The 25625-nt window shown below is 64.4% G+C and carries 30 protein-coding genes; 10 read left to right on the top strand and 20 right to left on the bottom strand.

Going from position 1 to position 25625, the window contains the following annotated elements; genetic code table 11:
• Positions 1-220: 220 nt before the first annotated feature.
• Genes Q0L25_RS17165 through Q0L25_RS17155 form a run of 3 tightly spaced genes read right to left on the bottom strand, consistent with a single transcriptional unit; the run spans position 221 to position 1226 of the window.
• Complete coding sequence (locus Q0L25_RS17165; RefSeq protein WP_296616384.1) at positions 221-496, bottom strand: DUF3175 domain-containing protein; 276 nt, start codon at positions 494-496, stop codon at positions 221-223.
• Between the two features lie 3 nt (positions 497-499).
• The gene (locus Q0L25_RS17160) at positions 500-649 is read right to left on the bottom strand and encodes a hypothetical protein (RefSeq protein WP_157082174.1); all 150 of its coding nucleotides are present in this window, start codon (positions 647-649) and stop codon (positions 500-502) included.
• 40 nt (positions 650-689) lie between these two features.
• Positions 690-1226, bottom strand: coding sequence for a hypothetical protein (locus tag Q0L25_RS17155; protein ID WP_296616382.1), 537 nt, complete (start codon positions 1224-1226; stop codon positions 690-692).
• A gap of 142 nt (positions 1227-1368) precedes the next feature.
• Here Q0L25_RS17155 and Q0L25_RS17150 point away from each other — a divergent pair, with 142 nt between their 5' ends.
• Positions 1369-1710, top strand: coding sequence for a PRC-barrel domain-containing protein (locus tag Q0L25_RS17150; protein ID WP_296616381.1), 342 nt, complete (start codon positions 1369-1371; stop codon positions 1708-1710).
• Between the two features lie 59 nt (positions 1711-1769).
• Here the strand turns inward: Q0L25_RS17150 and Q0L25_RS17145 are convergent, their stop codons facing one another.
• On the bottom strand, positions 1770-2495 hold the full coding sequence (locus tag Q0L25_RS17145) for a hypothetical protein (RefSeq protein WP_296616379.1): 726 nt from the start codon (positions 2493-2495) through the stop codon (positions 1770-1772).
• Between the two features lie 187 nt (positions 2496-2682).
• Positions 2683-4878, bottom strand: a complete 2196-nt coding sequence (uvrB, locus tag Q0L25_RS17140) for an excinuclease ABC subunit UvrB (RefSeq protein WP_296616378.1) — start codon at positions 4876-4878, stop codon at positions 2683-2685.
• Positions 4879-4961: 83 nt separating this feature from the next.
• Here uvrB and Q0L25_RS17135 point away from each other — a divergent pair, with 83 nt between their 5' ends.
• Entirely contained in the window at positions 4962-5492 is a 531-nt protein-coding gene (locus tag Q0L25_RS17135; RefSeq protein ID WP_296616376.1) for a DUF3617 domain-containing protein, read from the top strand.
• Between the two features lie 65 nt (positions 5493-5557).
• Here the strand turns inward: Q0L25_RS17135 and Q0L25_RS17130 are convergent, their stop codons facing one another.
• Positions 5558-6016, bottom strand: coding sequence for a hypothetical protein (locus Q0L25_RS17130; protein WP_296616374.1), 459 nt, complete (start codon positions 6014-6016; stop codon positions 5558-5560).
• A gap of 76 nt (positions 6017-6092) precedes the next feature.
• A complete protein-coding gene (locus Q0L25_RS17125; RefSeq protein ID WP_296616372.1) occupies positions 6093-7250 on the bottom strand; it encodes an MBL fold metallo-hydrolase in 1158 nt (385 codons plus the stop codon).
• Between the two features lie 97 nt (positions 7251-7347).
• Here Q0L25_RS17125 and Q0L25_RS17120 point away from each other — a divergent pair, with 97 nt between their 5' ends.
• From Q0L25_RS17120 to Q0L25_RS17110, 3 genes are read left to right on the top strand one after another with little or no spacing between them, the layout of a single operon-like run.
• Positions 7348-7593, top strand: coding sequence for a helix-turn-helix transcriptional regulator (locus Q0L25_RS17120; protein ID WP_296616370.1), 246 nt, complete (start codon positions 7348-7350; stop codon positions 7591-7593).
• Positions 7590-8096 carry a hypothetical protein gene (locus Q0L25_RS17115; RefSeq protein WP_296616369.1) on the top strand — a complete coding sequence of 169 codons (507 nt, stop codon included), beginning with the start codon at positions 7590-7592 and terminating at the stop codon, positions 8094-8096. Before Q0L25_RS17120 ends, Q0L25_RS17115 begins: the two co-directional genes overlap by 4 nt.
• Entirely contained in the window at positions 8096-8626 is a 531-nt protein-coding gene (locus Q0L25_RS17110) for a hypothetical protein (protein WP_296616367.1), read from the top strand. The genes Q0L25_RS17115 and Q0L25_RS17110 overlap by 1 nt, the downstream gene beginning before the upstream one ends.
• A 1-nt stretch (position 8627) precedes the next feature.
• On the opposite strand, the gene Q0L25_RS17105 is transcribed toward Q0L25_RS17110, so the two are convergent.
• The 7 genes from Q0L25_RS17105 to Q0L25_RS17075 form a co-directional block, all read right to left on the bottom strand.
• Positions 8628-9974, bottom strand: coding sequence for a methyl-accepting chemotaxis protein (locus Q0L25_RS17105; RefSeq protein ID WP_296617791.1), 1347 nt, complete (start codon positions 9972-9974; stop codon positions 8628-8630).
• A 96-nt stretch (positions 9975-10070) separates the two neighbouring features.
• Positions 10071-11435: an MFS transporter gene (locus tag Q0L25_RS17100; protein ID WP_296616365.1), complete on the bottom strand. Its 1365-nt coding sequence runs from the start codon at positions 11433-11435 to the stop codon at positions 10071-10073.
• Positions 11432-11896 (bottom strand): SAM-dependent methyltransferase, encoded by a 465-nt coding sequence (locus Q0L25_RS17095; protein ID WP_296616363.1) that lies wholly within the window; start codon positions 11894-11896, stop codon positions 11432-11434. The genes Q0L25_RS17100 and Q0L25_RS17095 overlap by 4 nt, the downstream gene beginning before the upstream one ends.
• A gap of 9 nt (positions 11897-11905) precedes the next feature.
• Positions 11906-12823, bottom strand: coding sequence for an EamA family transporter (locus Q0L25_RS17090; RefSeq protein ID WP_296616362.1), 918 nt, complete (start codon positions 12821-12823; stop codon positions 11906-11908).
• Entirely contained in the window at positions 12820-13302 is a 483-nt protein-coding gene (locus tag Q0L25_RS17085; protein WP_296616360.1) for a hypothetical protein, read from the bottom strand. The genes Q0L25_RS17090 and Q0L25_RS17085 overlap by 4 nt, the downstream gene beginning before the upstream one ends.
• Positions 13299-13697: a GIY-YIG nuclease family protein gene (locus tag Q0L25_RS17080; RefSeq protein ID WP_367184167.1), complete on the bottom strand. Its 399-nt coding sequence runs from the start codon at positions 13695-13697 to the stop codon at positions 13299-13301. Before Q0L25_RS17080 ends, Q0L25_RS17085 begins: the two co-directional genes overlap by 4 nt.
• 97 nt (positions 13698-13794) lie before the next feature.
• On the bottom strand, positions 13795-15318 hold the full coding sequence (locus Q0L25_RS17075) for a fumarate hydratase (protein ID WP_296616359.1): 1524 nt from the start codon (positions 15316-15318) through the stop codon (positions 13795-13797).
• 48 nt (positions 15319-15366) lie between these two features.
• Here Q0L25_RS17075 and Q0L25_RS17070 point away from each other — a divergent pair, with 48 nt between their 5' ends.
• Positions 15367-16083: a haloacid dehalogenase type II gene (locus tag Q0L25_RS17070; protein ID WP_296616358.1), complete on the top strand. Its 717-nt coding sequence runs from the start codon at positions 15367-15369 to the stop codon at positions 16081-16083.
• 179 nt (positions 16084-16262) lie between these two features.
• Here Q0L25_RS17070 and Q0L25_RS17065 read toward each other — a convergent pair whose 3' ends face one another.
• The 4 genes from Q0L25_RS17065 to Q0L25_RS17050 are packed head-to-tail and all read right to left on the bottom strand — an operon-like array spanning position 16263 to position 18486.
• Positions 16263-16796 (bottom strand): DUF1993 family protein, encoded by a 534-nt coding sequence (locus Q0L25_RS17065; RefSeq protein ID WP_296616356.1) that lies wholly within the window; start codon positions 16794-16796, stop codon positions 16263-16265.
• A 3-nt stretch (positions 16797-16799) separates the two neighbouring features.
• Complete coding sequence (locus Q0L25_RS17060) at positions 16800-17447, bottom strand: glutathione S-transferase family protein (protein ID WP_296616355.1); 648 nt, start codon at positions 17445-17447, stop codon at positions 16800-16802.
• Positions 17444-18097, bottom strand: a complete 654-nt coding sequence (locus Q0L25_RS17055) for a dihydrofolate reductase family protein (RefSeq protein ID WP_296616353.1) — start codon at positions 18095-18097, stop codon at positions 17444-17446. The genes Q0L25_RS17060 and Q0L25_RS17055 overlap by 4 nt, the downstream gene beginning before the upstream one ends.
• 14 nt (positions 18098-18111) lie before the next feature.
• Positions 18112-18486 carry a YciI family protein gene (locus Q0L25_RS17050; protein ID WP_296616352.1) on the bottom strand — a complete coding sequence of 125 codons (375 nt, stop codon included), beginning with the start codon at positions 18484-18486 and terminating at the stop codon, positions 18112-18114.
• A gap of 98 nt (positions 18487-18584) precedes the next feature.
• Here Q0L25_RS17050 and Q0L25_RS17045 point away from each other — a divergent pair, with 98 nt between their 5' ends.
• Positions 18585-19079, top strand: coding sequence for a helix-turn-helix domain-containing protein (locus Q0L25_RS17045; RefSeq protein WP_296616350.1), 495 nt, complete (start codon positions 18585-18587; stop codon positions 19077-19079).
• A gap of 17 nt (positions 19080-19096) precedes the next feature.
• Complete coding sequence (locus tag Q0L25_RS17040) at positions 19097-20281, top strand: serine hydrolase (RefSeq protein WP_296616349.1); 1185 nt, start codon at positions 19097-19099, stop codon at positions 20279-20281.
• A 13-nt stretch (positions 20282-20294) separates the two neighbouring features.
• On the opposite strand, the gene Q0L25_RS17035 is transcribed toward Q0L25_RS17040, so the two are convergent.
• Positions 20295-21293 (bottom strand): aldo/keto reductase, encoded by a 999-nt coding sequence (locus tag Q0L25_RS17035; RefSeq protein WP_296616347.1) that lies wholly within the window; start codon positions 21291-21293, stop codon positions 20295-20297.
• A 93-nt stretch (positions 21294-21386) separates the two neighbouring features.
• Between Q0L25_RS17035 and Q0L25_RS17030 the strand changes: the two genes are divergently transcribed.
• Both Q0L25_RS17030 and Q0L25_RS17025 read left to right on the top strand, forming a co-directional pair.
• Positions 21387-22286, top strand: coding sequence for a LysR family transcriptional regulator (locus tag Q0L25_RS17030; protein WP_296616346.1), 900 nt, complete (start codon positions 21387-21389; stop codon positions 22284-22286).
• A 107-nt stretch (positions 22287-22393) separates the two neighbouring features.
• Positions 22394-25009 carry an EAL domain-containing protein gene (locus tag Q0L25_RS17025; RefSeq protein WP_296616344.1) on the top strand — a complete coding sequence of 872 codons (2616 nt, stop codon included), beginning with the start codon at positions 22394-22396 and terminating at the stop codon, positions 25007-25009.
• Between the two features lie 37 nt (positions 25010-25046).
• On the opposite strand, the gene Q0L25_RS17020 is transcribed toward Q0L25_RS17025, so the two are convergent.
• Positions 25047-25595, bottom strand: a complete 549-nt coding sequence (locus Q0L25_RS17020; RefSeq protein ID WP_296616343.1) for a hypothetical protein — start codon at positions 25593-25595, stop codon at positions 25047-25049.
• Positions 25596-25625: the final 30 nt, after the last annotated feature.

Below are 25625 nucleotides of genomic sequence, written 5' to 3'. Positions count from 1 at the left end.
GAGGATACCCCCCGCAAAGGATCGGCGGACTTAGCGGTGCGTCCCCCGAACGAACTGAACCGACCCCATTGCTGAACCATGAGACATCGGATCACCTCCTTTCGCTTGTTGAAACACCGTGACCAACACTGGCCACGACCTCAATGTGAATCGTACGAGTGCGTAATTCAAGTCTTGTAATGTTCGGTAAAATCGACGATTCTCTTTCGCCTGTTGCTTGTCAGCGCCCGAATGCGGCGCGGAGCTCTTCTTTTGCCTTTTCCAGCACCTTTTTCTGTTTCGCCGGCAGGTCCTCGCCCGCGCGATTGATATAGAAGGTCAGCATCGACATCGCCGACTGGAAAGGCGTGCCTTTACGGCGATGGCTATGTTCGGCGGAGCGCTTGAGCGAAAGCGCGATCGCTCTTGGGTCATCGCGCGTGAAGACATCCTTTTCGAGGTCTAGCGCGTCAGAATGCTCGGTCACGTCCAGCGACCATTTGTGTGCGGCCGCCATCGCTCAATGCCGCTTGAAATATTGCACTTCGCGCTCGTGCTTCTCGGCACCTTCGCGCGTGTCGAACGTGCCGAGGTTGCGGCGCTTGTGCGTCTTGGGGTCGACCTTGCGCGAATAAAGCCGGTATTCGCCCGATTTGAGCTTGCGGATCATCCGACATCTCCTCACGCCAAAAACGCGCGAGGCAACAAACTTATCCCCGACAATCCTCGATCACCCGACCTATTTCGGCATAAGGCGGCACGACTAACGGAGCCGTGCCGGCGCGGTCGACCACGAAGCGCCCTCGGCTGAACGCCATCGCATCGAGCATCGCGTCGCTCGGCGCGAACTGGCTGGCGACATAGCCGGCATCGCCGCCGGTCGCGCGCAGCGGGATCGCGCGCGTCAGGGTCGTCGTGCGGATCGTCGCGGCGTCGCCGGCTCCCTGTACCGACAGATACAGCGACCCGCGCGTGCGATCGCAGCGCAGGGTGAGCAGTGCATCGGCGCCGACCGGTCCGAACAAGGCGATCGAGCCCACCCCGTCCTTGCGATAGGCCCAGTCGCCCGGCGTGAACGGCCATTGGTTCCAGTCGGCGGCAAGCGGCGGCGTGACAACCGGCGGCGGGCTCGGTTGCACGACGGGCGGCGGCGCGGGCCGTACGACCGGCGGGGGCGCCGGCGGCGGGACGCAGCCGGCGAGCAGGAAGGCGACGGACGTTGCAATTGCGGCGAACTTGTAGCGCATCGACCGACCATGGCCGCCAGCGCTACGCGCCTCAACCCCAAAGCGCCATTCGGGCGTGGATCGGCGACGTACGCCGCGCTACGATCGTTTCGCATTCAATCGCGAAAGGGCAAAAGTGGCCGAGACGAGCATCCAACCCCTGGTGGCGGCGACCCTGGACACGACGATGAAGGTTCGCGGACGCGACGGCGGCAAGACGATCGGCACGCTTCACGCATTCATGGTGCACAAGAGGTCGGGCCGGGCGATGTATGCGGTCCTCAGCCTCGGCGGCTTTCTCGGCGTCGGCAAGCATTTCTACGCGGTGCCGATCCAACTGCTCGCTTATGACCTCGCCGCCGATGCCTATGTCGCGAGCGTCGAGCCCAGGACCCTGGAAGGCGGTCCCAATTGGTCGGGCGCGGCGCCCGATTTCGATCAGGCTTATGCCGACCGTCTGGCGAGCTATTACGGCGCGGACAAACAGGATTTGACGGTCGGCTAGTTTGTGGTCGCATCGCTTTTTTCGGAAGATCGGTGCCGTTTTTCCGCGCGATGCTCAGGTCAACCGGTCAGGCTTTTTGCAAAGGCCTGCCAAGCGGGCGTCATGTTGAGCACGATGCGGATGGCCTGAGTTAGCAGGAAGACCGCCCCGCCCCATTTAGTCGCAGCGTGCAGCCTCCCCATCGTGCGCAAGTCATAGGCGACGAGCACCAGCAATATGAGGTCGGTAAGGATGATCCCGCCCAATGCCGGCGTGAGCGGCAAATGCGTCATGCGCGTCACCCGCGCCAACGGCGTAGTCAGCAGCGCGAGCGTGCCGAGCAGCATCAAGCGCTTGTGCCAGGCCGCGCGCTTGCGCATCGCCACAGCCCAGGCGGTCAGGATGGCGAAGGTCAGGATCGCCCCCAGCGGAAAGATCAGCGGCGGTCCCTGCGGGGGCAAATGCGCGGCAGCAGCGACCTGTTTGGTAATGATCGCCGTTGCGATCCCGAGCGGCACCATCGCCACCGCGACCGCTACCGCAACGGGCCCGACGGCGCGGTGCACGTCGGTGCGGCCCGCCGACACGAGCCCGGTCTGGACCGCGTAGAGCAGCATCCAGAGCGTGAAAACCGCGCCATGAACATGGACCAGCATCGACAGACGCGGGCCCGCGAACACACTCGTCAGATAATAAGACGGTGCAAATCCGACGAAGGTTGCGACGATCATGGCTGCCGCCATGCCGACGAAAAACCGTCGTTCGGTGTTCAACCGTCCGCCAACACGCCCCGCGACCGTCGCCATGCCTATATCCCCTTATGTGCCGGGAATGTCAGGGAATCGAACGGAAAAACGATAGGACGGAAACGACACCGGGTCGCTGTTCGAGCCAAAAAGCCTATCAAACGCAAATATGACGCCGGAACAGAGCTTCCCTTGAGCCGTCATTCGCCCAAACGGGGATAACGGATCGAGGAAATGGCGATCGGGATTATCGCCGGCTTCCACTCCCGAACTTCTTCTGCACCTTACCGTACCGCGTCTTGCGTGTGCCGGGCTTGCCCTCGTTCGAGCGGCCCATCACCGGCGGCAGTACGCGGTCGTCGGCGGGCAATCCCAGCTCCTCTGCCTCCAGCGCACGAATCTCGTCGCGCAGGCGCCCGGCTTCCTCGAACTCGAGGTCGGACGCGGCCTTGCGCATCTTCTTTTCGAGTTCCTCGATATAGGCGCGCAGATTATGCCCGACCATGTGCGGGCGCTCTTCGTCGATCGGGACGGTGACCTGATCCTGCGAGGCGACGTGCGCGATGATGTCGCCGATATTGCGCTTGATCGTGGTCGGCGTGATGCCGTGCTCGAGATTATAGGCCTGCTGCTTCTCGCGGCGGCGGTTGGTTTCGTTGAGCGCACGCTCCATGCTGCCGGTCATGCGATCGGCATAAAGGATCACCCGCCCCTCGACGTTGCGCGCGGCGCGGCCGATCGTCTGGATCAGCGAGGTCTCGGACCGCAGGAAACCTTCCTTGTCGGCATCGAGGATGGCGACCAGCCCGCATTCGGGAATATCGAGGCCTTCGCGCAGCAGGTTGATGCCTATCAGCACATCGTAGACACCAAGCCTAAGATCACGGATCAGCTCGATTCTCTCCAGCGTCTCGACGTCCGAATGCATGTAGCGGACCTTGACCCCCGCTTCGTGCATATATTCGGTCAGGTCCTCCGCCATCCGCTTGGTCAGCGTGGTAATGAGCGTACGATAGCCCAGCGCCGTGGTCTTGTTGCATTCCTGGATGACGTCCTGGACCTGCTCCTCGACCGGGCGGATTTCGACCGGCGGATCGATCAGCCCGGTCGGGCGGATCACCTGCTCGGCGAACACGCCGCCGGTCTGCTCCATCTCCCACTCGCCCGGCGTCGCCGAAACATAGGTGGTCTGGGGGCGCATCGCGTCCCATTCGTTGAAGCGTAGCGGCCGGTTGTCGATGCACGACGGCAGGCGGAAGCCATATTCCGCCAGCGTGATCTTCCGCCGATGGTCGCCTCGCGCCATACCGTTGATCTGACCGATCGTCTGGTGACTTTCGTCGACGAACAGCAACGCGTTCTCGGGCAGATATTCGAACAAGGTGGGCGGCGGCTCGCCCGGCAGGCGCCCGGTCAGGAAGCGCGAATAATTCTCGATCCCGGCGCAAGATCCCGTCGCCGCAATCATTTCCAGGTCGAAGTTGGTACGCTGTTCGAGCCGCTGCGCCTCGAGCAATTTGCCTTCGATCTGCAGTTCCTTGAGGCGCTCGGCGAGCTCGTGCTTGATCGCCTCCATCGCCTGTTTGAGCGTCGGCCCTGGCGTCACGTAATGTGAATTCGCGAACACGCGGACATAGTTCAGACTGGCGACCTTCTTGCCGGTCAGCGGATCGAATTCGGTGATCTCCTCGATGTCGTCGCCGAAGAACGACACGCGCCAGGCGGTATCCTCATAGTGCGACGGGAAGATTTCCAGCGTGTCGCCCTTCACGCGGAAATTGCCGCGCTGGAACGCCGCATCGTTCCGCTTGTACTGGAGTGCGACGAGCTTCCGCACGATCTCGCGCTGGTCGACCGTCTGGCCCTTCTTGAGGTCGAAGATCATCGCCGAATAGGTCTCGACCGAGCCGATGCCGTAGAGGCAGCTGACCGAGGCGACGATGATCACGTCGTCGCGTTCGAGCAACGAGCGCGTCGCCGAATGGCGCATGCGATCGATCGATTCGTTCACCGAGCTTTCCTTCTCGATGTACGTGTCGGACCGCGGGACGTACGCCTCGGGCTGGTAATAATCGTAATAGCTGACGAAATACTCGACCGCATTATCGGGGAAGAAGCTCTTGAACTCGCCATAGAGCTGCGCGGCGAGGATCTTGTTGGGCGCCAGGATCAGTGCCGGCCGCTGCAACGTCTCGATCACCTTGGCCATGGTGAAGGTCTTGCCGGATCCCGTCACGCCGAGCAGCACCTGGTCGCGCTCGCCCGCCAACGCCGCCTCGGTCAATTCCTTGATCGCGGTCGGCTGGTCGCCCGACGGCTCGTAATCGCTGACCAGCTTGAATGCCTTGCCGCCCTCAACCTTTTCCGGCCGCTCGGGACGGTGCGGAATGAACGACTGGCCGGTTTCGGGCTCAGCCAGGCTGGTGCGAATCTGGATTGCCATAGAGAGTGAATATGGTGACTGTCGCGCCAACCCGCAACAAAGCGGGAACGGTCGCGCCGAAATCCATGATGGAGAGAGAAAAAATGCGCACCACTCCCTTGATCCTCGCCGCTACCGCAACGCTCGCGCTGGCTGCCTGCGGCGAGAAAACGAGCTCGACGACGATCACCACCAATTCCGCGACCGGCACCGTCACCACCACCGGCGACGCGCCTCCGTCCGCGGCGGCACTCGGACTGCAACCGGGCAAATGGGAGACCAAGATCGTAGTCACCGACCTCAAGATGAGCGGCATGCCGGCGGGGATGACCGTCCCCAAGCCGGAGCCGGTGACGACTACCACCTGCATGACGCCCGAACAGGCGGCCAGGGGACCGGGCGACCTGCTCAAACAGGCCAATACCGACTGCACGATCAACAGCAGCACCTATGCCGGCGGCAAGATCGCGATGGACATGAACTGCAAGCTGCCGACCGGCACGATGGCGATGAAGACGACCGGCACCTATACGGCGACGTCGATGAGCTCGGACGCGGAGGTCAGTATGACCGGCAAGGCGTCGATGACCCAGAAGGTGCATAGCGAGGCACATCGCGTCGGCGCGTGCAGCTGATCTGATTACGGCATCCGTGACGACGTGGCCATCCGCGTCGTCACGGACTGCCAGCCGGGAAGGCGCTAATCCGTCCGCCGATACGCGACGCGCCACATCACCACCGCGATCCCCGCCGACATCATGCCCATGACCAAAGCCGTGGCGATGCCGCTCGCCCAGCGGAACAGCAAGGTCCGCGCGTCCATCGCGGGCATTTCGACCAACCCGTAAATCCAGGTCTGTCCGCCCAGGAAGACGACGAAACCGATCGCCGCCCCGAGCAGGGCCGCGCTGACTGGCCCGCGGCGCCCCGCGGCGTGGAGCAGCATCCAGGGAAAGGCGGCAAGCGCCGTAATGGCGAGCGCCGTAAGCACCGAGCCGATGATCAACGCGATGGCCAGCGTGCCGATCGCGAAGGTGCCACCGAACAGCATCAGCAGGACGGCGATCGTGCCGCCCATCAGTCCACCCGCGCCGATCGCCAGCCCGATCCGATCGAGCGACGTTTCGTAGCGGCGTCGTTGCGCCATCATCCGGGACATTGCGACCCCCCTCCGCAGCGCCTCATAGCATTGAGCGCGACCGACCCCAAGCGGTCACGCGATCCGTTGCGGGACATCAGCGCAGCGCCGCAACCGCCGCCGTGTCGAGGCAGCGCAACAGGCCGCCGCGCGTCATTGCCGGTCGTGGCGGCTGCGGCGCAAAGGCTGGTATTTCCATTGTCCGGCCAATCCGCACCGCGGAGAAGCCGCGTTGGTTGGTGCACGCCTCCGCTGCCGCCAACAGCCGCGGCGGCGTGTCCCAGCCTTCATAGGATAGGCGAAACGTTCCCCAGTGAATCGCTATCGCGTGCGCCGCGCCCAGGCGACGAAAGACCTCGACGGCGTCGACCGGACCGATATGGCTCCCCGCGGCCATTTGCCCTGCCGTGAAACGGAATGCTCCGATCGGAATGAGCGCGAGCCGGATCGGGCCGTAGGACCCCGCCTGGTTCGCCCATTGGAGGTCGCCCGCGCCGGTATCGCCGGCAAAGAACAGGTTGCCGCCGGGCAGCCGCACGACGAACCCCGACCAGAGTGCGCGGTTGCGGTCGGCGAACCAGCGGCTGTCCCAATGATGGCTGCGATTGACGACGACGCTCACGCCCGGCCGTACCGCGACCTCGCCGCCCCAATCGAGCGCGCGCGCCGGCACGCCTGCCTGGCCGATCACGCTGTCATTGCCCAGGCTGGTGACGATCAGCGGACGGTCGCGATTCCACAATTTGCTCAGCGTCGCCAGGTCCATGTGATCGTAATGATCGTGGCTGACCAGCACGAGGTCGATCTTGGGCAGGTCCGCGAACCGGATACCCGGCTCGGCAACGCGGCTCGGCCCGATTCCGAACGGACCGGCGCTCTTGCTCCACACCGGATCGGTCAGGATGTTGAGCCCCTGCGTTTGCACCAATACCGTTGCATGCCCGACCCAGGTCGCGAGCATCCGATCCCCGTCGACTCGTGCCGGCGGCCGGGTTGGGGTCACCGCTACGCGATCAGGCCAGACGGGGCGATTATCGCGCGCCGTCACGTAGCGCAGCATCGTGCCCATCCCGCCCCGCGGCGACAAGGCATCGTCGCTGCCGTCAGGGTTGAAGAAATGCTCGCCATCGAAATGGCCGCTTATCGGTCCGCGATAATAACGCGCATCGAGGAAGTCGGGGACGGCGGCGATGGCAAGGCACAAGAGCACGACCAGCCAGAGCAGCCCGGCACCGACACGTTTCACCCACCGCATCCGCGCCCTCTATCCTATGCGGCGCGCCGAACAAGCCCTATTGACTCTCTCGACGCTTCGTTGTGTAAACACAACATATGATCGTGAAAACGCACTCATGATGCTCTACAATCGGATTGCCTTGTTCCGCGCCGAACGCGGCGTCTCGCGCAAGGCGCTGGCCGAAGCGGTCGGCGTCAACCCCCAGACGATCGGCTATCTCGAACGCGGTGACTACAAACCGAGCCTGGAGCTGGCGATGAAGATCGCCGCCGAGTTCGACGTCGCGATCGAGCATCTGTTTTCGTTCAAACCCTTCGAGCCCGTGGCGGCAGTCCTGCGCCGGGCGGGAGATTCCGCATGACCAAGCCGCTGATGCAGCGCCTCGACGACGTCGCCAAACTGACCGGTATCCCGGACCTGGCCAGACGGCCACCGCGGCGGCGACCGTTGAGGGGATTGGCGCTCATCGCCCTCGCGCTCGGGACGGTGGGGATGGCAGTCACCCTGTTCGGTGGCCGCGTCCTGTTGGTCGGCGATGGAATATTATTGGCGGGCTTCGTGCTGTCCGGCTGGCTCCCGCTCATGGGCCCGATCAAGCCCTGGATGTCGTTCACGGAGCGTGTCGACGAACTCGACGCACAAATCCGCGCCAAAGCCTATCTGACCGCGCTGCCGGTCATACTTTTTTGTGCGGTGTGCGGGCTGGTCGGCTTGCCGATACTCGCTTGGGTCCAACAGCGTCCGCCTGCGGAAATGGTCGCGTTAGGCGGGTTCGCCGCGATGTATCTGCTCACCCTTTGGAACGCGGTACCGACGCTTCATGCCAGTTGGCAACGCGGATCGACAGAAGACGAGGACGATTAATGACCAAATTGCTGATCGAGCGCCTCGATGCGCTCGCCAATCGCACGGGAATTCCAACCGTCTACAACGGTCTCGACGAGATGAACCCGCGCCGGCGCCCGATGCGCTGGTTACCGATCCTGTCGATCACACTCGGCGCGATCGGCATTGCGATGACGTTGTTTGGCGCCTTCCTCGGCGAAATTGTCGTAATACTCGGCTTTCTTCCTTCGGGCTGGATGCCGATGTTCGGGCCGGTCAAACCATTGGGCTGGTCGAAAACAGTCGACGAGCGCGACGCCCAGGTTCGTAGTTCCGCCTATCTCGCAACGCTTCCGGTGATACTGATCGCATCGGTCGCGCTTATCGTACTTCTACCGTGGCGTACCTCTGTCGTGCTTCAGGGCACCGACGACTTCGACAGACTGCTCATCCTGATCAGGATGAGCATCAGTGCTACATTTTTCATCCTGATCGTGTGGAATTCGGTGCCGACGCTATACGCTAGTCTGAAGTGGCCGGCCGAGGACGAGGGCGACCTGGAAGACTAACTCAGCCCTGATCCTCATAGGCGAATTGCAGGATGCCCCAATGGCGGCCCTCGACGGCGATCGAGGCGATGACCTGCTTGAGCAGCAACACGCTGCCGTCGGCGACCTGGCGTCGATAGGCCTTGAGGCAGAACGGGTCGGTGATCTTGCACTGCTGCTGGGTCTCGGTGAATTCGAACATCATCCCGCAGCGTGCATATTCCGTGTTCCAGGCATCGTCGCCCGGTCGCTGCGCGTGGGATCGCTCGGGCATCGCCACCGCGCCGAAGCCGTTACGGTCGCTGAAGCTCATCCCGAAAAAGCCCTTGTAACTCCGCGCCCGTTCCTGGTGCGGCCGCGCCGCCGGGATGATGAACGGCTGGACCGGGTGGCTGAACAGCGGCGGATTGGTCCCGGGGATATGGTCGTAGGTGTCGCGAAACAGATCGGCCATCGAGATCTTGCCGTCGGCCACCGCGCGGGCGAGCGCGTCCGATACCTGCTTCGCGACGTCGAGGCCGAACGCGATATAGGGCGAATCGACCATCTCCACTCCACTCTCGGCGAAATGCTGGAGCAGAGTGTTGGTGTCGTCGCTGACTGTGGTCACCCGTCCGGACAGGCGCTGCAAACCGTCGGCATTGGCGCCCGACGTGGCCGACAGCGCTCCGAGTCCCGTTCGAATGTTGCCGACCGACTCGACCATCGAGCCGATACGATCGCTGACGCGCTCGCTCGACATCGACAGATCGCGCATCAGCGCGCCGAGCCGGTCGACCAGTTCCTCGATATCCTTGCTGCCCTGGTGCGCGGTCTTGGCGGTTTCGACGCCGTGCGCGACGCGGTCGAGCATCCCCGCCGCCTCGCCCGCCAAAGCGCCGATCGAGCGTTCGATCGTCTGCGTCGCCGCCGCGGTTTCCTGTGCCAGTTTCTTGACCTCGCCGGCGACCACCGCGAAGCCGCGTCCGGCATCGCCCGCGCGCGCCGCCTCGATCGTGGCATTGAGCGCGAGCAGATTGGTCTGGCTGGCAATCCCGCTGATCACTTGCGTAACGTGGCTGACCGAGGCGAGCGCCTCGTTGAACGCGCCCAGGCTCGCGTGAATGCGGCTGACCTGATCGATCAGGTCGACGACGTTGATCGAGGCGTCGGAAAGCTGACGCGTCGAATCCTCGATCACCAGCCGCGCCGCCGCGGTGCTGCGCTTTGCTTCCTCCGCCGCGCGCGCGACATCGGTGCCGTCATCGGCCAGGCGCACCGCTTCGCCGCCGATCGTGTCGATCGTCGCCGCCTGCGCGGTTACGCGCTCGGCCAGTTCGGTAATGTCTGCTTGCAGGTCGAGCGTACGGATGCCGAGCTCGCCCGACATCTTCGCCGCCTTCCGTACCGTCGCTGCGATGTCCAACCGCGTTGCCCCCCGAATTCCTCCGCTTCCAGCAACTAAACGGCGAGGGTTAAGGAAGCTTTAGGGTTGTTTGGCGGGTACCGAAAACCAGCCCGCCACGCCCGCGGTCACCGCGACCGCCGCGGCCAGCCATAAAGCGGCATGAAAAGCCTCTATCGACACGCCGCGTCCGCCGCCCGTTAACACCAACCCGATCAACGCAACCGCGACCATCCCGCCGATCCTGGCAGTCGCGTTATTCACGCCAGAGGCGGCGCCTGCATGGTGGCGATCGACTGATGCCATCACCGCGTTGGTCAGTGGCGCGACCGCCGCGGTCATGCCGATGCCGATCAACAGCATCGAGGGCAGGATATGCGGGACAAACGCGATCGCCGTGCCGGGAATGATGCGCATCGCGGCGAAACCGGTCGCGACCAGCACCGGCCCCGCTCCCAGCATCCAGCGTGCCCCGATCCGCTCGGCCAGGGCGCCCGCCGCGCGCGATCCCGCGCCCATGATCAGCGGCAACGGAAGGATCGCAGCCCCCGCCGCGGTCGCGCGCCACCCGGTCGAGATCAGTAGATAAGGCAGGAGCAGCAGCACACCGCTGAGCGCCGCATAGAGCAGGAAGGTCAGTACCGTAATCGCGCTGAAGCTTCGGGTGCCGAACAGGCCGAGCGGCACCATCGCGCGCGTACCGCATCGGCTTTCCCACCACAGGAACGCCGCCGACGCGACCACGCCGCCAGCAATAGAATATACTGCCCCCTGCCCGCCCGACGTGGCGATCGTCAGCCCCCAGACCAGCAGACCGAGCCCGATCGTCGCCAACGCTCCGCCCGGCCAGTCGGGTTTCGCCGCTTCCGGATCATGCCCGCCCTCGACCGCGACCACCGCGAGAATGGCGGCGGCGACCGCGATCGGCACGATCAGGCCGAACACCCAGCGCCAGCCGACCGCGTCGACCAGCCAGCCACCGATGATCGGCCCGATCGCCGCGCCGATCGCGCCCGCGGCCGCCCAGGTTCCGATCGCCTTCGCGCGCGCCTCGCCCTCGAAATCGGCGCCCAGGATGGCAAGGCTCGCCGGCGTCAACAGTGCGGCGCCGATCCCTTGCGCGACGCGCGCAGCGATCAGCCAGCCAAGCGTCGGCGCCGCCATGCAGCCGATCGAGGCAAAAGCGAACAGCGACAAACCGGCCAGGAATATTGTCTTGCGCCCGAGCGAGTCCGCCAGCGCGCCGCCGATCAGCACCAGCGCCGACAACGGCAGCATATAGCCGTTGACGATCCACTGGATGCCGGCCGCGTTCGCGTCGAGAGCCTTGGCCATCGCGGGCAAGGCGACATTGACCACCGATCCGTCGATCATCGCGACGCTCGATCCCAATACCGTCGCCCACAACGCGCCCATGCCGGCCTTGCGGGGCACGGCGCCGGTCATGCCTGCCAATATCCCGCCATCAATTCACTCGCCCAATCGGGCTGGCGGACCTCACCGCGCGGCAGGAATTCGCGCAGCACCGGCTTGATGTCTATCACCGGCGTGCCGTCGATCGCATCGAGCCCGCGGACGTGAAGCCGCGTGCCCTCGACCTTCTCGATCCGGCAGATCGTGATGCCGATCCGGTTGGGCCGGTTCTTGCCGCGTTGCGCGAAGATGCCGACCAGCGGCCAGTCGGCGCGATTGCGGGGATGCCGCGCACCGGTCTCGATTTTCTCCGGCGGAACGCGATCGAACACAAAGGCGATCTCGACATGGCTGAAGGCGTCCAGTCCAGCCAACGCATCCGGCCCGAACCGTGGTTCGAGTTCGACCACCGCGGTCTCGCGATCCCAGTCGTCGTCGACCGCCTGCACACGGCCGCCGCGGACATAAGCGATCGGTTCGACATCGAAGGCCATGCCCGTCTCCTACCATGCGCCGGCAAGCGCGAGCACTACGCCGATCGCTACCAGCAGCAACCCCGCCACTTCGCTCTTCGCGGTCGTCTCGCCCAGATAGAAATGCGCGAACGCCATAGTGAAGGCGACCTCGACCTGCCCCACGATCCGCACCAACGCGACCGGCGCCGAGGCGAAGCCGGTGAACCAGCATGCCGAGGCGACCGAGGACATCAGTCCTACCTGCCCGGCGGTGCGCCACTCCGCGAATACCTTGGCCACCTGGTCACGCTCGCGCCAGGCAAGATAACTTCCCTGCATCAGCGTCTGCAGCGCGACCGTCATCGCCAGCACGATCAGCGCGGCACGGATATGATCGGGCGTCGCGACTTCCATCGTCGCGCGGCGGATCGCGATCGTCGTCAGTGCGAAGACGAAGCCGGAGGCGATGCCATAGCGCGCCGCGGGCCGGCCAAGCGAGCGCAACAGCTCGCCCGGCCGCATCCTCTTTCCCCCGGTCGACAGCACCATCACGCCGGCCACGCCGAAGCCGATCCCAAGCCAGGTGAGAAGGCTCAGATGATCGCCGAGGAGCACGACCGACAGGATCGCGCTCTGGACAGCTTCGGTCTTCGAATAAGCCGTGCCGACGACGAAATTGCGTTCGCCGAATGCCATCAGCAGCAAATTGGTCGCGACGATCTGCGCCAGACCACCGGCCGCGCAGAACAGGAGAAACCCGTGGCCGAGCGTCGGAAATACCGAAGGCGCGATGACGAACTGGTACGCCAGCATCATGCAGATCGCGACCGGCAGGCCATAAAGATAGCGGACCAGGCCGGCCGCGTTGACCGACAGTGTTTTCGACACTCGCCGCTGCACGGCGGTCCGCCACGCCTGCAACGCGCCGGCAAGCAAAGTCGCGGGCAGCCAGAGAGGGAAGGTCATGCCTCGCGCGCTTGAACGGTGCGCGCGAGGAAATCGAGGATTGCCTTCTCATCCTTGCCTTTGGGGCCGCGGCCGAGCTGGAACAGCAATGCGCCGAATGCCATCATGGCCAGCGGAATGCCGCCGAATATGCCCCAGAATTCGAACGGCGCGCCGTTCGCTGCCGAAAAACCGGCAATGACCAGGAAGATCGACAGAAACCCGAACCAGAAGACCATGAAGCAAGTAACGTAGCTCGCGGGCCCGATCTTTCCCTCGATCCGGGTGCCGGTGCCGTCGGGCTGCATTGTCGCGACCAGCCGCACGTTCATGTTGGTTCGGATATTGGGGCGATAGACGAACAGCATCATGTCCTGTTCGCTGCCATGCCCGGTGACGCCGGCCTTAGGCTTGGCCTTCTCATCACCCAGCACGCCGCGCAGCCTGGTTGCCAGTGCGAGGGGGTCGAGCGGGGAATGGAGGACGATTTTCCGGCTCATTGAAGCGCACGACAAGATCTGGTCGGGAAGCTCATTCGCCGTGCGCCTGCGCCGCAATCGTCGGAGGCCGGGGCCGCTATGTTATCCGGCGCAACATTCGCCACCGCCCCACCATTCAACTGATCCCACAGATCATCCCAATTGGGATTCTGTTCCGAGATCAGCCGGCATTTCCACACGCGGTTCCAGTTCTTCAAGCGCTTCTCGCGAAGGATCGCATCGTCGATCGAATCATGCACTTCGATCAGCACCAGCCGGGTGCAATCCCATTTCGCGGCGAACGCAGAGCCTCGTTTTTCACGATGCGCCTCGATCCATGCGAGGCTCGACGTCACGCCGATATACAACACGCCGAAGGGCTTGTTCGTCATGATGTAGGTATAGCCGCCGCGCATAATTCCCCGTCGCCCCGGCGGAGGCCGGGGCCGCTAAGTTATATGGCGAGCGCGTCGCGTCAAACGCGGCGGCCCCGGCCTCCGCCGGGGCGACGAATTAGACCCCCTCCAGCAACTTCTCCCTCTTGATCTTCTCGCGCCACACCAACGGCGCCAGCTGGTGGACGTTGTTGCCCTCGCTATCCACCGCGACCGTCACCGGGAAATCGACCACCTCGAATTCGTAGATCGCTTCCATGCCCAGATCCTCGAACCCGACGACCTTGGACCCCTTGATCGCCCGCGCCACCAGATAGGCCGCGCCGCCGACCGCCATCAGATAGGCCGACTTCGCCTCCTTGATCGCCTCGGTCGCGGCCGGGCCGCGTTCGGCCTTGCCGACACAGGCAAGCAGGCCTTGGTCGAGCATCATGCGCATGAACTTGTCCATGCGCGTCGCGGTGGTTGGGCCCGCCGGCCCGACAATCTCTTCGCCGACCGGATCGACCGGGCCGACATAATAGATCACCCGGCCCTTGAACTCGACCGGCAGCTCCTCGCCCTTGGCCAGCATGTCGGCGATCCGCTTGTGCGCCGCATCGCGGCCGGTGAGCATCTTGCCGTTGAGCAGCAGGCGATCGCCCTGCTTCCAGCTCTGCACGACCTCCGGCGTCAGCGTGTCGAGATCGACCCGCTTCGCCGCCTTGTCCGGCGTCCAGTTGACGTCGGGCCATTCGTCGAGCTTGGGCGCTTCGAGATAGGCCGGGCCCGAGCCGTCGAGCGTGAAATGCGCGTGGCGTGTCGCCGCGCAATTCGGGATCATCGCCACCGGCTTGCCGGCCGCATGGCAAGGCGCGTCCATAATCTTGACGTCGAGGATGGTAGACAGGCCGCCCAGGCCCTGCGCGCCGATGCCAAGCGCGTTGACCTTGTCGAAAATCTCGATGCGCAGCGCCTCGATATCGGTCTTCGGCCCGCGCGCCTTCAGGCTCGCCATGTCGATCTGTTCCATCAGCGACTTCTTGGCGAGCAGCACGCAATGCTCCGCCGTGCCGCCGATGCCGATGCCGAGCATGCCCGGCGGACACCAGCCGGCGCCCATTTGCGGCAGCATCTCGAGTACCCAGTCGACGATCGAATCGGACGGGTTCATCATCTTGAACTTGGATTTGTTCTCCGAACCGCCGCCCTTGGCCGCTACGTCGACCGACACCCGGCTGCCGGGCACCATTTCGACATGGAGCACGCACGGCGTGTTGTCCTTGGTGTTCCGGCGGGTGAAGGCCGGGTCGGCGAGCACCGACGCGCGCAACTTGTTCTCCGGATTGAGGTATGCGAGCCGCACGCCCTCATCGACGACCTCCTGCATCGAGCGGGACGTGTCGTCCAGGCGGCAATCCATGCCCCATTTGACGAACACGTTGACGATACCGGTATCCTGACAGATCGGCCGGTGCCCCTCGGCGCACATCCGGCTGTTGGTCAGGATCTGCGCGATCGCATCCTTGGCCGCGGGCGACTGCTCCGCCTCATAGGCCGTCCCGAGCGCGCGGATATAATCCATCGGATGGTAGTAGGAGATGAACTGGAGCGCGTCGGCGACGCTCTCGATCAGATCGGCTGCGCGAATGGTCGTGGTCATGAGCGGGCCCTCTAGCGCCGAGCGCGGCGATGAAACAAGAAGGCGCTGATGACTTTGCCTAAGGCTCTCGCTTTCGATGTGTTCGGTACCGTGGTCGATTGGCGCTCCAGCATCGCCCGCGAGGCGGCGCCAGTGCTCGCCAGGCTGGGACGCGAGGTTATCGATCCGCACGACTTCGCCGATGGCTGGCGAGCGCGATACCAGCCCGCGATGGCGCGAGTGCGCGAGGGCGAGCGCGGCTTCGTCATCCTCGATGTGCTGCATCGCGAGATGCTCGAGGACTTGTTGCGCAGTCTCGACATCGACCCGCAAACCATTGGTGAAGAAGGCCTGGCCGACCTCACCAACGCCTGGCACCGGCTCGATCCCTGGCCCGACGCGGTCGCCGGGCTGACGCGGCTCAAGGCGCGCTTCCCGATCGTCACCCTCTCGAACGGCAATATTGCGCTGATGCTCGATATGGCGCGGCGAGCCGGATTGCCGTGGGACGCGATCCTCGGCGCCGAAGTCAGCGGGCACTACAAGCCTGATCCCGAAGCCTATCTCGCGACCGCTCGCCAACTCGGCATCCAGCCCGATAAACTCTGCCTGGTCGCCGCGCACCACAGCGATCTCGCCGCGGCGCGCGGTTGCGGTCTGATGACCGCTTATGTCGATCGCCCGATGGAATATGGCGGGCGACCAGCGCCCGACCGTCATTTCGCGCAGGATTGGGAATGGAGCGTGAATAGCCTGACGGAACTGGCGGACCTGCTCGGCGCCTAGTCGAACCGCGCGGCGACGTCTGCCGCGACTGATCGGACATGACCAGTCGTCGATCGCGCACCGTCATTCTCTCGTCGCCCCGGCGCAGGCCGGGACCGTTGTGTTTGACGCAACGTCTTCGCCCGATAACCCGACGCCCCTGCCCGCGCCGGGGCGACGAAAGGATCAAAAGGGCGCCGCTACAGCTCGCCGGCCGGCAAAGTCCGCAACTGCCCCTCATAATCCCGCTTGCCGATCGGCACGCCGCGCGAGCGCAGGATGTCGTAGGCGGTGACGGCGTGAAAATGGAAGTTCGGCAGCGAGAAGGAGAGGATGAACTCCTCCGCCGTGAAGGCAAGCCGGCGCGGGCCGATCTGGAGATCTAACTCCCTGCCCGCGCAGGCATCGATCTCCTCGCGGGTGAAGGCGCGCAACATTGCCTCCGCGCGCCCGACCATTGCCTGAAGATCGGCGAACGGCATCGCGCCGATCAGCCCGGGCGGATCGAACACGCCGGTCTTCAGGGTTTCCACGCCCCAGGCGGCATGATGCGACAATGCCTCGATCTGGAAATGGAACGGCGCCATGTCGGGGTAGAGCCGAGCACTCACGAATGCTTCGGGATCGCCGCCGGTTTGCTCGAAATGCGTGACTGCGCGATCAAGGAAACCGGCAACCGCGCTGACGGTCTGCAGAAAGGTCGGCACGCTGAGATCGTAGAGCGACGTCGCCATATCTCAGTCCCGTCCTTCCGGAGCGCCCAGCGGAAAGTAATGGCGATACGGCCGTGCTTCATCGAGCGCCCGGGCATAGCTCGGACGCGCCAGCAGGCGATCGCGATAGGCCCATAGATTCTCGAAATGCTTCGGAATGGCATAGGTCCAGTCGGCGTAGAGCAGGGCCGGCGCGCCCGCGCAGTCGGCCAAGCTGAAATCGTCGCCCGCCGCCCACTGCCGCCCGGCGAGATGGCGATCGAGCCACGCATAAGCCGTGTCGAGCTGCGCCTGCCACTTCGCACCGCCATCGTCATGCTCGCGGCCAATCGCGATGTAGACCAGGCGCTGCTGCGGATACATGACATAATTGTCGAAGAAGCGATCCCACATCCTGACCTCGACCGCGGCGTCCGCGTCATCCGGAATCAAGCGATTGGCGGGTGATTTTACGTCGAGATATTCGATGATCGTGGTCGCGTCGAAAACCAGCCGGCCGCCGTCGGTCAGCGCAGGAAAGCGCCCGATCGGCCAAAGCGCTGCGAACTCGCTCGCGACCGGCTCGCTGCCGTCGAGCATCACTTCCTCGAACGCCACATGCTTTTCGTAAAAGGCCGTCTTGGCCTTCTGGCAATAGGATGACAGCGGATGCGCATAGAGCTTCAGCGTCACTTGCCTTCTCCCTTCGAGAGCACGATGTGCAGCGCCCGCTCCCCCATCACCTGCTCGGTCGGGGTGAAACCGAGCGCACGCAGGTCGATGCCCTCGAACATCGCCTCGCCCTGCCCCAGCACGATCGGCGACACGGCGTAATGGAGTTCGTCGATCAGCCCCGCCTGCAGATATTGCCGCACGGTCGACACCCCGCCGCCGATCTTGACGTCGAGATCGCCCGCCGCGGCGCGCGCCTGTTCCAGGGCACTTTCGATGCCGTCGGTGACGAAGATGAAAGTGGTGCCGCCTTCCATCTCGATCGGCGGATGCGGATGATGGGTCAGGATATAGGTTGGCGCGTGATAAGGCGGATTGGCGCCCCACCAGCCCTTCCAATCGGTGCCGTTCCACTCGCCGCGGATCGGCCCGTACATGTTGCGCCCGAGAATGTACGCGCCGAACCCAGCCATCGCCCGCTCGCCAAAACTGTTGTCGATGCCGGTCTCGCCGCCCTCTTTCCCGACCATGGTCCGGAAGAACCGTGTCGGGAAGAACCAGCCGTGCATCTCTTCACCATTCTTGCCGAGCGGATCGTCCAGGCTCTGCTCAGGTCCGGCCCCGAACCCGTCGACCGACACCGCAAACCCGGCAACGCGTACCTTACCCATCAGCTCTCTCCTGCTTACGGCCGTTCGATGAATTCGATCGGGCGCACTTCGATTCCGCCGCGCCCGAATTTGTCGCCGAGATGCGTTCCCGGATGGAGCTTCGCGATCTCGACTGCGCCGTCGACATCATCGGCCTCGACGATGAAGAAGGCGCCGAACAGCTCCGGCGTCGAATGGTAGGGACCTGCCAAGTCAGTCACCGCGCCATGCTCAGCGCGCAGCGTGCGCGACTGTTCGGGCATACCGAGCGCGCCGATCATCTCGACCTTCCCGCTCGCCTTCAGCGCCGCATCGTGCGGCGCGCAGATCGCGCCGATCTCCTCGAAATCGGCGGGCGTCAGCTCGGCGAAGCGCGCCGATTCATAGTGGCAAAGGCACAGGAATTTCACGGCATCCTCCTCGCAAGACTGCTTGCAGTTCGCAAGCGGTATCTGCATCGGCTAAATTAAGCAGTTGCACATTGCAAGCGGTTTCCTACATTGGCGCCATGGCTGAGGCGAAGCGATCGGGCTGTCCGATCAACCTGACGATGGAGATAGTGGGCGATCGCTGGAGCCTGATCGTCATCCGCGACATCATGTTCGGCAACCGCCGCCATTATCGCGAACTCCTCTTTCATTCTCAGGAAGGGATCGCGTCCAACATCCTGGCCGATCGGCTTAAGAAACTGGTCGATCGCGGCTTGCTGACCAAGCGCGACGATCCCAGCCACAAGCAAAAGGCGATCTACAGCCTGACCGAGCCGGCGATTCAGTTGCTACCTGTGCTCGCCCAGATAGGTGCCTGGGGGCGGCGGCATCTGCCGACCACGCCCGAACTCGCGATTCGCGCGCAATTGTTGGAGGAAGGCGGGCCGCCTTTGTGGGAGGCGTTCATGGATGAGATGCGGCACGAACATCTCGGCCTACCCCTGCCCGCCGGCCACGATCCGGTGCTGCCGCGCCTGACCGCCGCATACGAGGAATTGGCTAATCGCGCCTGAGCGGCGATAGAGCGCCGATGTTCTGGGAGACTCGCATGCCGTCCGGCCGATCGTTGCGACTATTGACCGCCGCCTTGGCGCTATTCGCGATCGGGGCCGCCGAACGGCCGCAGCGCGTGTTCGACACGCTCGACAACCGGCGGCTGTCGGAAAACGCCGTCGACGGGCTGGTCCAGCGGATGATGACTAGCCATCAGGTCACTGGCCTGGGGATCGCGGTGATCCGCAAGGGCAAGATCGTCTTCATCAAAAGCTATGGCTATGCCTCGCTCGACAACAAGGCGCCGATGACGCCGGCGACGATCATGCCCGGCGCGTCGCTGACCAAGGCGACCTTCGCCTGGATGCTGATGCAATTGGTCGCCGAAGGCAAAGTCGATCTCGACAAGCCGATCGATCAATATTTGCCCAAGCCGCTGCCCGATTACGACGCTTATGCAGATCTCAAGGGCGACGAGCGCTGGCGCAAGCTCACCTTGCGGATCCTGATGAACCATAGCAGCGGGTTCGCCAATTTCCGCTTCTTCGAGGACGACAAGAAGCTGCGCTTCCACCGCGATCCCGGCGCGCGCTACGGCTATTCGGGCGAAGGCGTCCATCTGGCTCAATTCGTCCTCGAACAGGGTCTGGGGATCGATGTCGGCAAGGAAATCCAGGCGCGCGTGTTCGACCGCTTCCGCATGGGCGACACTTCGATGACCTGGCGGGAAAGCTATGAAGGCCGCTTCGCCTATGGCTACACCGCGGACGGCCAGCGCCAGCCCTTCGCGCATCGGCGGAAGGTGGACGTTGCCGGATCCATGACCACGACCCTGGCGGACTGGGCGCGGTTTCTCGCCGCGGTCTCGCGCGGCGACGGGCTGGGTATTGCCGCCCACACGGCCATGGTCCGCCCCACGATCTGGATCGACAGCCCTACCCAGTTTCCGACGCTAAGCGACGATCGCACCGATCGCTGGAAAGGCATGAAGCTGGGCTATGGCGTCGGCTGGGGCACGTTCGAAAGCCGGTTCGGCCATGCCTATTTCAAGGAAGGGCATGACGACGGTACCGAGAATTACGCGATGTGCGTCGACACGCGGCAGAGCTGCATTCTGTTGATGGCCAACGACAATCGCGCAGCGGCAATCTTCGTGCCGTTGACCAACCAGTTGCTCGGGCCGGTCGGCCTTCCGGCCGAATGGGAAGGCTACCGGCCCTAGGAACTGGCAGACCTTACCCCCGCTCGCTATCGAGCGAGGCCATGCCCCATGCCGGATAACGGTCGCCCTGCACCGCGCCGCGCGGCACCGCGGCCTCGATCTCCGCAAGATCGCCGGCGCTGAGCATCACGTCGAGCGCGCCTAGCGCCTCCTGCAGCCGCGTGCGCGTCTTGGCCCCGACCAGCGGCACGATGTCCTGCCCTTGCGCCGCGACCCAGGCGATGGCGAGTTGCGCGGTGGTGATGCCCTTGGCATCGGCAATCGCCTTGAGCCGGTCGGCAATCTGCAGATTGGTTTCGACATTGCCCGCCTGAAAGCGTGGCGAATGCGCGCGGAAATCATCCGGTCGAGCCCCATTTGATGCTTGCCAATGCCCACTGATCAGCCCGCGCGACAGGACGCCATAAGCCGTAACGCCGATTCCGAGTTCGCGCAGCGTCGGCAAGATGCTGTCCTCGGGACCCCGGCTCACCAGGGCATATTCGATCTGCAGGTCGACAATCGGATGCACTGCGGCGGCACGCCGGATCGTCTCCGACCCGACTTCCGACAAGCCGATATGGCGGACATACCCAGCCTGCACCATCTCGGCGATCGCACCGATCGTCTCCTCGATCGGCACATCGGGGTCGAGCCGCGCGGGGCGATAGATGTCGATATGGTCCACCCGCAGCCGCTGTAGCGTGTAGTGGAGGAAATTCTTGGTCGAGCGCGGGCTCGCATCGAAGCCGATAAACGCGCCCGCCGGGTCGCGCAGCCCGCCATATTTGACGCTGAGCTGATAGGCGTCGCGCGGCAGGCCGGCGACCGCCTCGGCAATCAGCATCTCATTGTGGCCCTGACCGTAGAAATCCCCGGTATCGAGCAACGTCACGCCGGCGTCGAGTGCGGCATGGATCGTCGCGATCGCCTCGCCGCGGTCGGCAGGCCCATATGCTCCCGACATACCCATACAGCCCAATCCGATCGCCGAAGTCATCGGGCCGGTTTTGCCAAGCTTTCTGTATTCCATGGCTCAAACTCCTTTTCGCACACCGTATATGCAGCGGCGAACATCGTGCGATAAGCCGTGACAACCGAAACACCCCGTGCGAAATTCCGTACAATGACTTCTCCCAATCTCGACGATTTCGCGCAGTTCGCGGCGGTTGCCGAGGCGGGCGGATTTCGCGCCGCCGCTCAGGCGCGCAACCTTTCTGCCTCGTCGCTGTCCGAAGCAGTACGCCGGTTGGAAGGTGATCTCGGCGTCCGCCTGCTGAACCGCACCACTCGGAGCGTCACCCCAACCGAAGCCGGCCGACGATTGCTCGATCGATTGACGCCTGTCCTGGCCGAACTCGCGCATGCCGCCGACGATCTCGTTGCCGACAGCGACCGGGTCAGCGGCACGCTGCGCCTCAATGTCCCCAGTATCGTCGCCTGGCACATCTTGCCGCCGATCACCGCGCAATTCCTGACCGCGTGCCCCGGTATCCGAATGGAGGTCATCGCACAGGACGAGCTGGTCGACGTACTTGCGGCAGGATTCGACGCGGGGATCCGATACGAGGAACGCATCGATCGCGACATGATCGCCGTACCGATCGGTCCGCGCCAGCAGCGCTTCGCTTGTGTCGCCGCGCCCGCCTATCTCGATCGCCACGGAACGCCTCGGCACCCACGCGACCTGGCCGGACACCAAAGGCTAGGCCATCGCTTCGCGAGCGGCAGGCTCGCAGCGTGGGATTTCGAACGCGGCGGTCGCCGCTATCGCATCGCTCCCGACGGGCCACTCATCGCCACGTCGATGCAGATGGAGATCGCGGCGGCGGTCGCTGGACTCGGCATAGCGGCCGGGTTCGAAGAATTCTTCGCGGCAGAATTGGCGCGCGGCACGCTGGTCGAGATTCTGAGCGACTGGATGGAGCCGTTTCCCGGTCCCTCGCTATATTATCACAGCCGCCGCTTGATGCCGGCGCCGCTCCGCGCCTTCATCGATTTTATTCGAACACGCGACGCCGGCTGATCCCGCCACCACCTTCGGATCGATCGTCTCTTTTGGTTCCGGCTGAAAGCACTTCCTAACGTCTTCGCGTTATCGGGACGGTCATGTCCTTTCGTTCGCGCCGATCCGTGGTCAATGCGACGCGTTCCACCTGGGGCGCGCTCGCGCTCGACGCCGACGCCACGCCGGAGACGATCGAAGCGCGGTTGCGGCGCATCGGTGAGTTGGGCGCCGTTTGGCCTTTCGTGCTGTTCGCCCAGTTGCTCGCGCCCTTCGTCGTCGGCCTGATCGCGCATTATTTCGGGCGCGACGACCTGATCGGCATGGCGGCGCTTCGCGGCGGCGTGATCGCTGCCGCTTCGCTCGCCGCTTTGGCCCAGCTCAAGCTGGCCTTCGCGCGTTTCTGGCCGACTCATGTCCAAATTCGCACCCTGACCCTTTGTTCGGCCGCGCTCGGCGTCGGACTATTGTCGCTGCTGCCACTGGTCGCGGCATTTCCGGTGGGAGAATATCATCTCGCCGGATTTATCGCAGTATTCGCCGGCGTGACGATTACCGCGGTCGCGATCCATCCGTTGCGGGCGGCGACCCTGGTCTTTGCCGCCGCGCTTGCCGGCATGGTGCTGCTGCATACCGGACTCGGCATGCCAACGGCGATCGCGTTCCTGGCGCTCGCCAGCCTGGCGATCGCGACCGTCCGGCTCGCCCGCAACGATGTCGAACGCAACCGGCTCGACCAAGCCGAGAACAGTTCGGGCCGCCTCGCCGCGCAATTGGTGCGTGAGGTCGAGGATCATGGTGACGGCTGGTTCTGGCAGACGGATCGCTACGGCCTGATCACCTATCTGTCGGCCAAGGTCGGGCGCGAGTTCGCGCGGCTAGGAGTCGAGCCGATCGGCGGGCGGCTCAACGACATCTTCCGCATGGACACCGAAGCTGGCGACACCGAACGCACTTTGGGTTTCCATCTGTCCTCGCGGACCAGCTTTTCCGACTATTCGGTCTGCCCCACCGCCGACGAGGACAGCGAGCGCTGGTGGTCGATTTCCGGCCGACCGATGATCGACGAACTCGGCCGATTCCAGGGCTTTGTCGGATCTGGCCGCGACCTCACCGAGAAGCGTCGGTCCGAAGCCGAGATCACGCGCCTGGCGCTGTTCGACGGGCTGACCGGCCTTGCCAACCGCCAGCGCATGCGCGCCTCTCTCGACAAGACGCTGGCGCCGCAATCGGGCCATGCCATCACCTCGCTGTTCCTGCTCGACCTCGATCGCTTCAAGGCAGTCAACGACACGCTCGGCCACCAGATGGGCGACGCGCTGTTGAAACAAGTCGGGCAGCGGCTGCAGCGGTCTGTCGGCGAGGCCGGTCTGGTCGGCCGTTTGGGAGGCGACGAATTCCAGGTCGTGCTGCCCGGCGAAGGCAATCGCGACCGGCTGAGCGATCTCGCCCGAGCAGTGATCGGATCGCTGTCGCAGCCCTATTTCATCGAGGGATCGTCGATCACCATTGGTTGCTCGATCGGCATCGCGATATCGCCCGAGGATGGCAATGATTCCGAGACATTGATCCGCAACGCCGACCTCGCGCTGTACGAGGCAAAGGGCGACGGCCGCGGTGTCCATCGCTTCTTCCGAGGCGAGTTGCTCGCCGGCGCTCAATCCAAGAAACAGCTCGAAGACGATCTGCGGCACGCCTTGGTCGGCGACCAATTCTATGTCGCCTACCAACCCGTCGTCTCGACCCACGGCGAGCAGATCGTCGGCTATGAGGCGCTGATCCGCTGGGATCACCCGACGCGCGGCGCGATCAGCCCGGCCGAATTCATCCCGATCGCCGAGGAATGCGGGATGATCGAGACGATCGGCGAATGGGTGTTGCGGACCGCATGTCGTGAGGCCGCGGGCTGGCCCAACCATGTCCGCGTCGCGGTCAACGTCTCTCCGATCCAGTTCGCCAATCCGGCGTTGCCCGCGATCGTCACCTCTGCCCTCGCCAATTCGGGCCTGGCGCCGCACCGGCTCGAGCTCGAGATCACCGAAGGCGTGTTCGTCAACGAAACCGCCAGCTCGGAGCAGATGTTCAAGTCGCTCAAGGGCATCGGCGTGCGCCTGGCGCTCGACGATTTCGGCACCGGCTACTCGTCGCTCGGCTATCTCAAGAAGGCACCATTCGACAAGATCAAGATCGACCAGAGCTTCGTGCGCGGCGCCGCGGTGCCGGGCAACCGCAACGCCGCGATCATCAAGGCGATCGTGACGCTGGCCAACACCCTCTACATGGAAACCACCGCCGAGGGCGTCGAGCATCAGGACGAAGTCGAACTGATCCGTGAACTCGGCTGCAGCCACATCCAGGGTTATGTCTACGGCAAGCCGGCGCGCAGCGAGGAAGTCATCCGCCAGTTGCAGGCCGCCGGGGGGCAGGCGACGCCGCTGGGCTACAAGGCCAGCCGTAGCCCGAGATCGACGATGCTGCGCTCCGCCATCCTCGATCTGGGGATCGCCAAAGGCGAAGTGCGCATCCGCAACATCTCGTCGACCGGCGCACTGATCGACGGCGTCGAATTCCCGGTCGACCCATCGGGTGTCGACGTGCAGATCGAATTGCTCGAAGGCCAGATGTTCCCGGCCACCGTGCGCTGGGCCAAGAACGGCCGGGCGGGTCTGGAATTCGCCCAGAATTTCAACCTGGAGCGGCTCAACGCTCCGACACCGGTGAGCAAGATCCGCAAGGCGAGTTGAGCGACGCGCGGCCACCAGGGTGACCGCGCGTATTGGTTTATTGCTTCGGGGTAATGGGCGCCGGCGATACCGGTGCCTGCGGCGGCGGTGGCGGCGCATCGCATCCGGGGGGCGGCGGACCGTCATGGCCCGGCCCCGCACCGCCGGGACCATGCCGCTCCCCAGGTCCGCCCCGGTGCGGCCCATGCGCGAAGAACGGCCCGACCGCGCGCACGCGTCCATTGCCATCGACCAGGAAGGACGCGTGCAACTGGCCATCGTCATAGCGGCCCTGGACCAGCAGATCCTGACCCGCCGCGACCGCATTGTCGCCATCTCGGCCGGCATCGACCATCGTCTTGCCGCTACCGTCGGTGATCGTGAAGCGGTCGCCATAGACTTCCGCGACCTTGCCGCGCACCGTCACCAGCCCGTCGCCACCTCGTGCCAGCGATGCGATCGCGACCGGTCGGATCGGCGCCATTTCGATCCCGGGCCGCGTCAGTCCGACCGCCCCCGCCCCGCCGACGGCACCCACCGCGAGCAACACCGCGCCGCCGATCCCCAACATCGCCGGGCGGCTCATCAAATTCTTCACATCGACCATCGTTCGATCTCCTTCAGGATTGCGATGGTC

Source organism: Sphingomonas sp. (assembly GCF_024508665.1).
Classification (GTDB): Bacteria; Pseudomonadota; Alphaproteobacteria; order Sphingomonadales; family Sphingomonadaceae; genus Sphingomonas.
This window is presented reverse-complemented; position numbering and strand designations above follow the sequence as displayed.

Coding starts and splice junctions, on each gene's coding strand:
- Q0L25_RS17165 (WP_296616384.1), bottom strand. CDS start 496: ATGGCGGCCGCACACAAATGGTCGCTGGACGTGACCGAGCATTCTGAC.
- Q0L25_RS17160 (WP_157082174.1), bottom strand. CDS start 649: ATGATCCGCAAGCTCAAATCGGGCGAATACCGGCTTTATTCGCGCAAG.
- Q0L25_RS17155 (WP_296616382.1), bottom strand. CDS start 1,226: ATGCGCTACAAGTTCGCCGCAATTGCAACGTCCGTCGCCTTCCTGCTC.
- Q0L25_RS17145 (WP_296616379.1), bottom strand. CDS start 2,495: ATGGCGACGGTCGCGGGGCGTGTTGGCGGACGGTTGAACACCGAACGA.
- uvrB (WP_296616378.1), bottom strand. CDS start 4,878: ATGGCAATCCAGATTCGCACCAGCCTGGCTGAGCCCGAAACCGGCCAG.
- Q0L25_RS17135 (WP_296616376.1), top strand. CDS start 4,962: ATGCGCACCACTCCCTTGATCCTCGCCGCTACCGCAACGCTCGCGCTG.
- Q0L25_RS17130 (WP_296616374.1), bottom strand. CDS start 6,016: ATGTCCCGGATGATGGCGCAACGACGCCGCTACGAAACGTCGCTCGAT.
- Q0L25_RS17125 (WP_296616372.1), bottom strand. CDS start 7,250: ATGCGGTGGGTGAAACGTGTCGGTGCCGGGCTGCTCTGGCTGGTCGTG.
- Q0L25_RS17120 (WP_296616370.1), top strand. CDS start 7,348: ATGATGCTCTACAATCGGATTGCCTTGTTCCGCGCCGAACGCGGCGTC.
- Q0L25_RS17115 (WP_296616369.1), top strand. CDS start 7,590: ATGACCAAGCCGCTGATGCAGCGCCTCGACGACGTCGCCAAACTGACC.
- Q0L25_RS17110 (WP_296616367.1), top strand. CDS start 8,096: ATGACCAAATTGCTGATCGAGCGCCTCGATGCGCTCGCCAATCGCACG.
- Q0L25_RS17105 (WP_296617791.1), bottom strand. CDS start 9,974: ATGTCGGGCGAGCTCGGCATCCGTACGCTCGACCTGCAAGCAGACATT.
- Q0L25_RS17100 (WP_296616365.1), bottom strand. CDS start 11,435: ATGACCGGCGCCGTGCCCCGCAAGGCCGGCATGGGCGCGTTGTGGGCG.
- Q0L25_RS17095 (WP_296616363.1), bottom strand. CDS start 11,896: ATGGCCTTCGATGTCGAACCGATCGCTTATGTCCGCGGCGGCCGTGTG.
- Q0L25_RS17090 (WP_296616362.1), bottom strand. CDS start 12,823: ATGACCTTCCCTCTCTGGCTGCCCGCGACTTTGCTTGCCGGCGCGTTG.
- Q0L25_RS17085 (WP_296616360.1), bottom strand. CDS start 13,302: ATGAGCCGGAAAATCGTCCTCCATTCCCCGCTCGACCCCCTCGCACTG.
- Q0L25_RS17080 (WP_367184167.1), bottom strand. CDS start 13,697: ATGCGCGGCGGCTATACCTACATCATGACGAACAAGCCCTTCGGCGTG.
- Q0L25_RS17075 (WP_296616359.1), bottom strand. CDS start 15,318: ATGACCACGACCATTCGCGCAGCCGATCTGATCGAGAGCGTCGCCGAC.
- Q0L25_RS17070 (WP_296616358.1), top strand. CDS start 15,367: ATGACTTTGCCTAAGGCTCTCGCTTTCGATGTGTTCGGTACCGTGGTC.
- Q0L25_RS17065 (WP_296616356.1), bottom strand. CDS start 16,796: ATGGCGACGTCGCTCTACGATCTCAGCGTGCCGACCTTTCTGCAGACC.
- Q0L25_RS17055 (WP_296616353.1), bottom strand. CDS start 18,097: ATGGGTAAGGTACGCGTTGCCGGGTTTGCGGTGTCGGTCGACGGGTTC.
- Q0L25_RS17045 (WP_296616350.1), top strand. CDS start 18,585: ATGGCTGAGGCGAAGCGATCGGGCTGTCCGATCAACCTGACGATGGAG.
- Q0L25_RS17040 (WP_296616349.1), top strand. CDS start 19,097: ATGTTCTGGGAGACTCGCATGCCGTCCGGCCGATCGTTGCGACTATTG.
- Q0L25_RS17035 (WP_296616347.1), bottom strand. CDS start 21,293: ATGGAATACAGAAAGCTTGGCAAAACCGGCCCGATGACTTCGGCGATC.
- Q0L25_RS17030 (WP_296616346.1), top strand. CDS start 21,387: ATGACTTCTCCCAATCTCGACGATTTCGCGCAGTTCGCGGCGGTTGCC.
- Q0L25_RS17020 (WP_296616343.1), bottom strand. CDS start 25,595: ATGGTCGATGTGAAGAATTTGATGAGCCGCCCGGCGATGTTGGGGATC.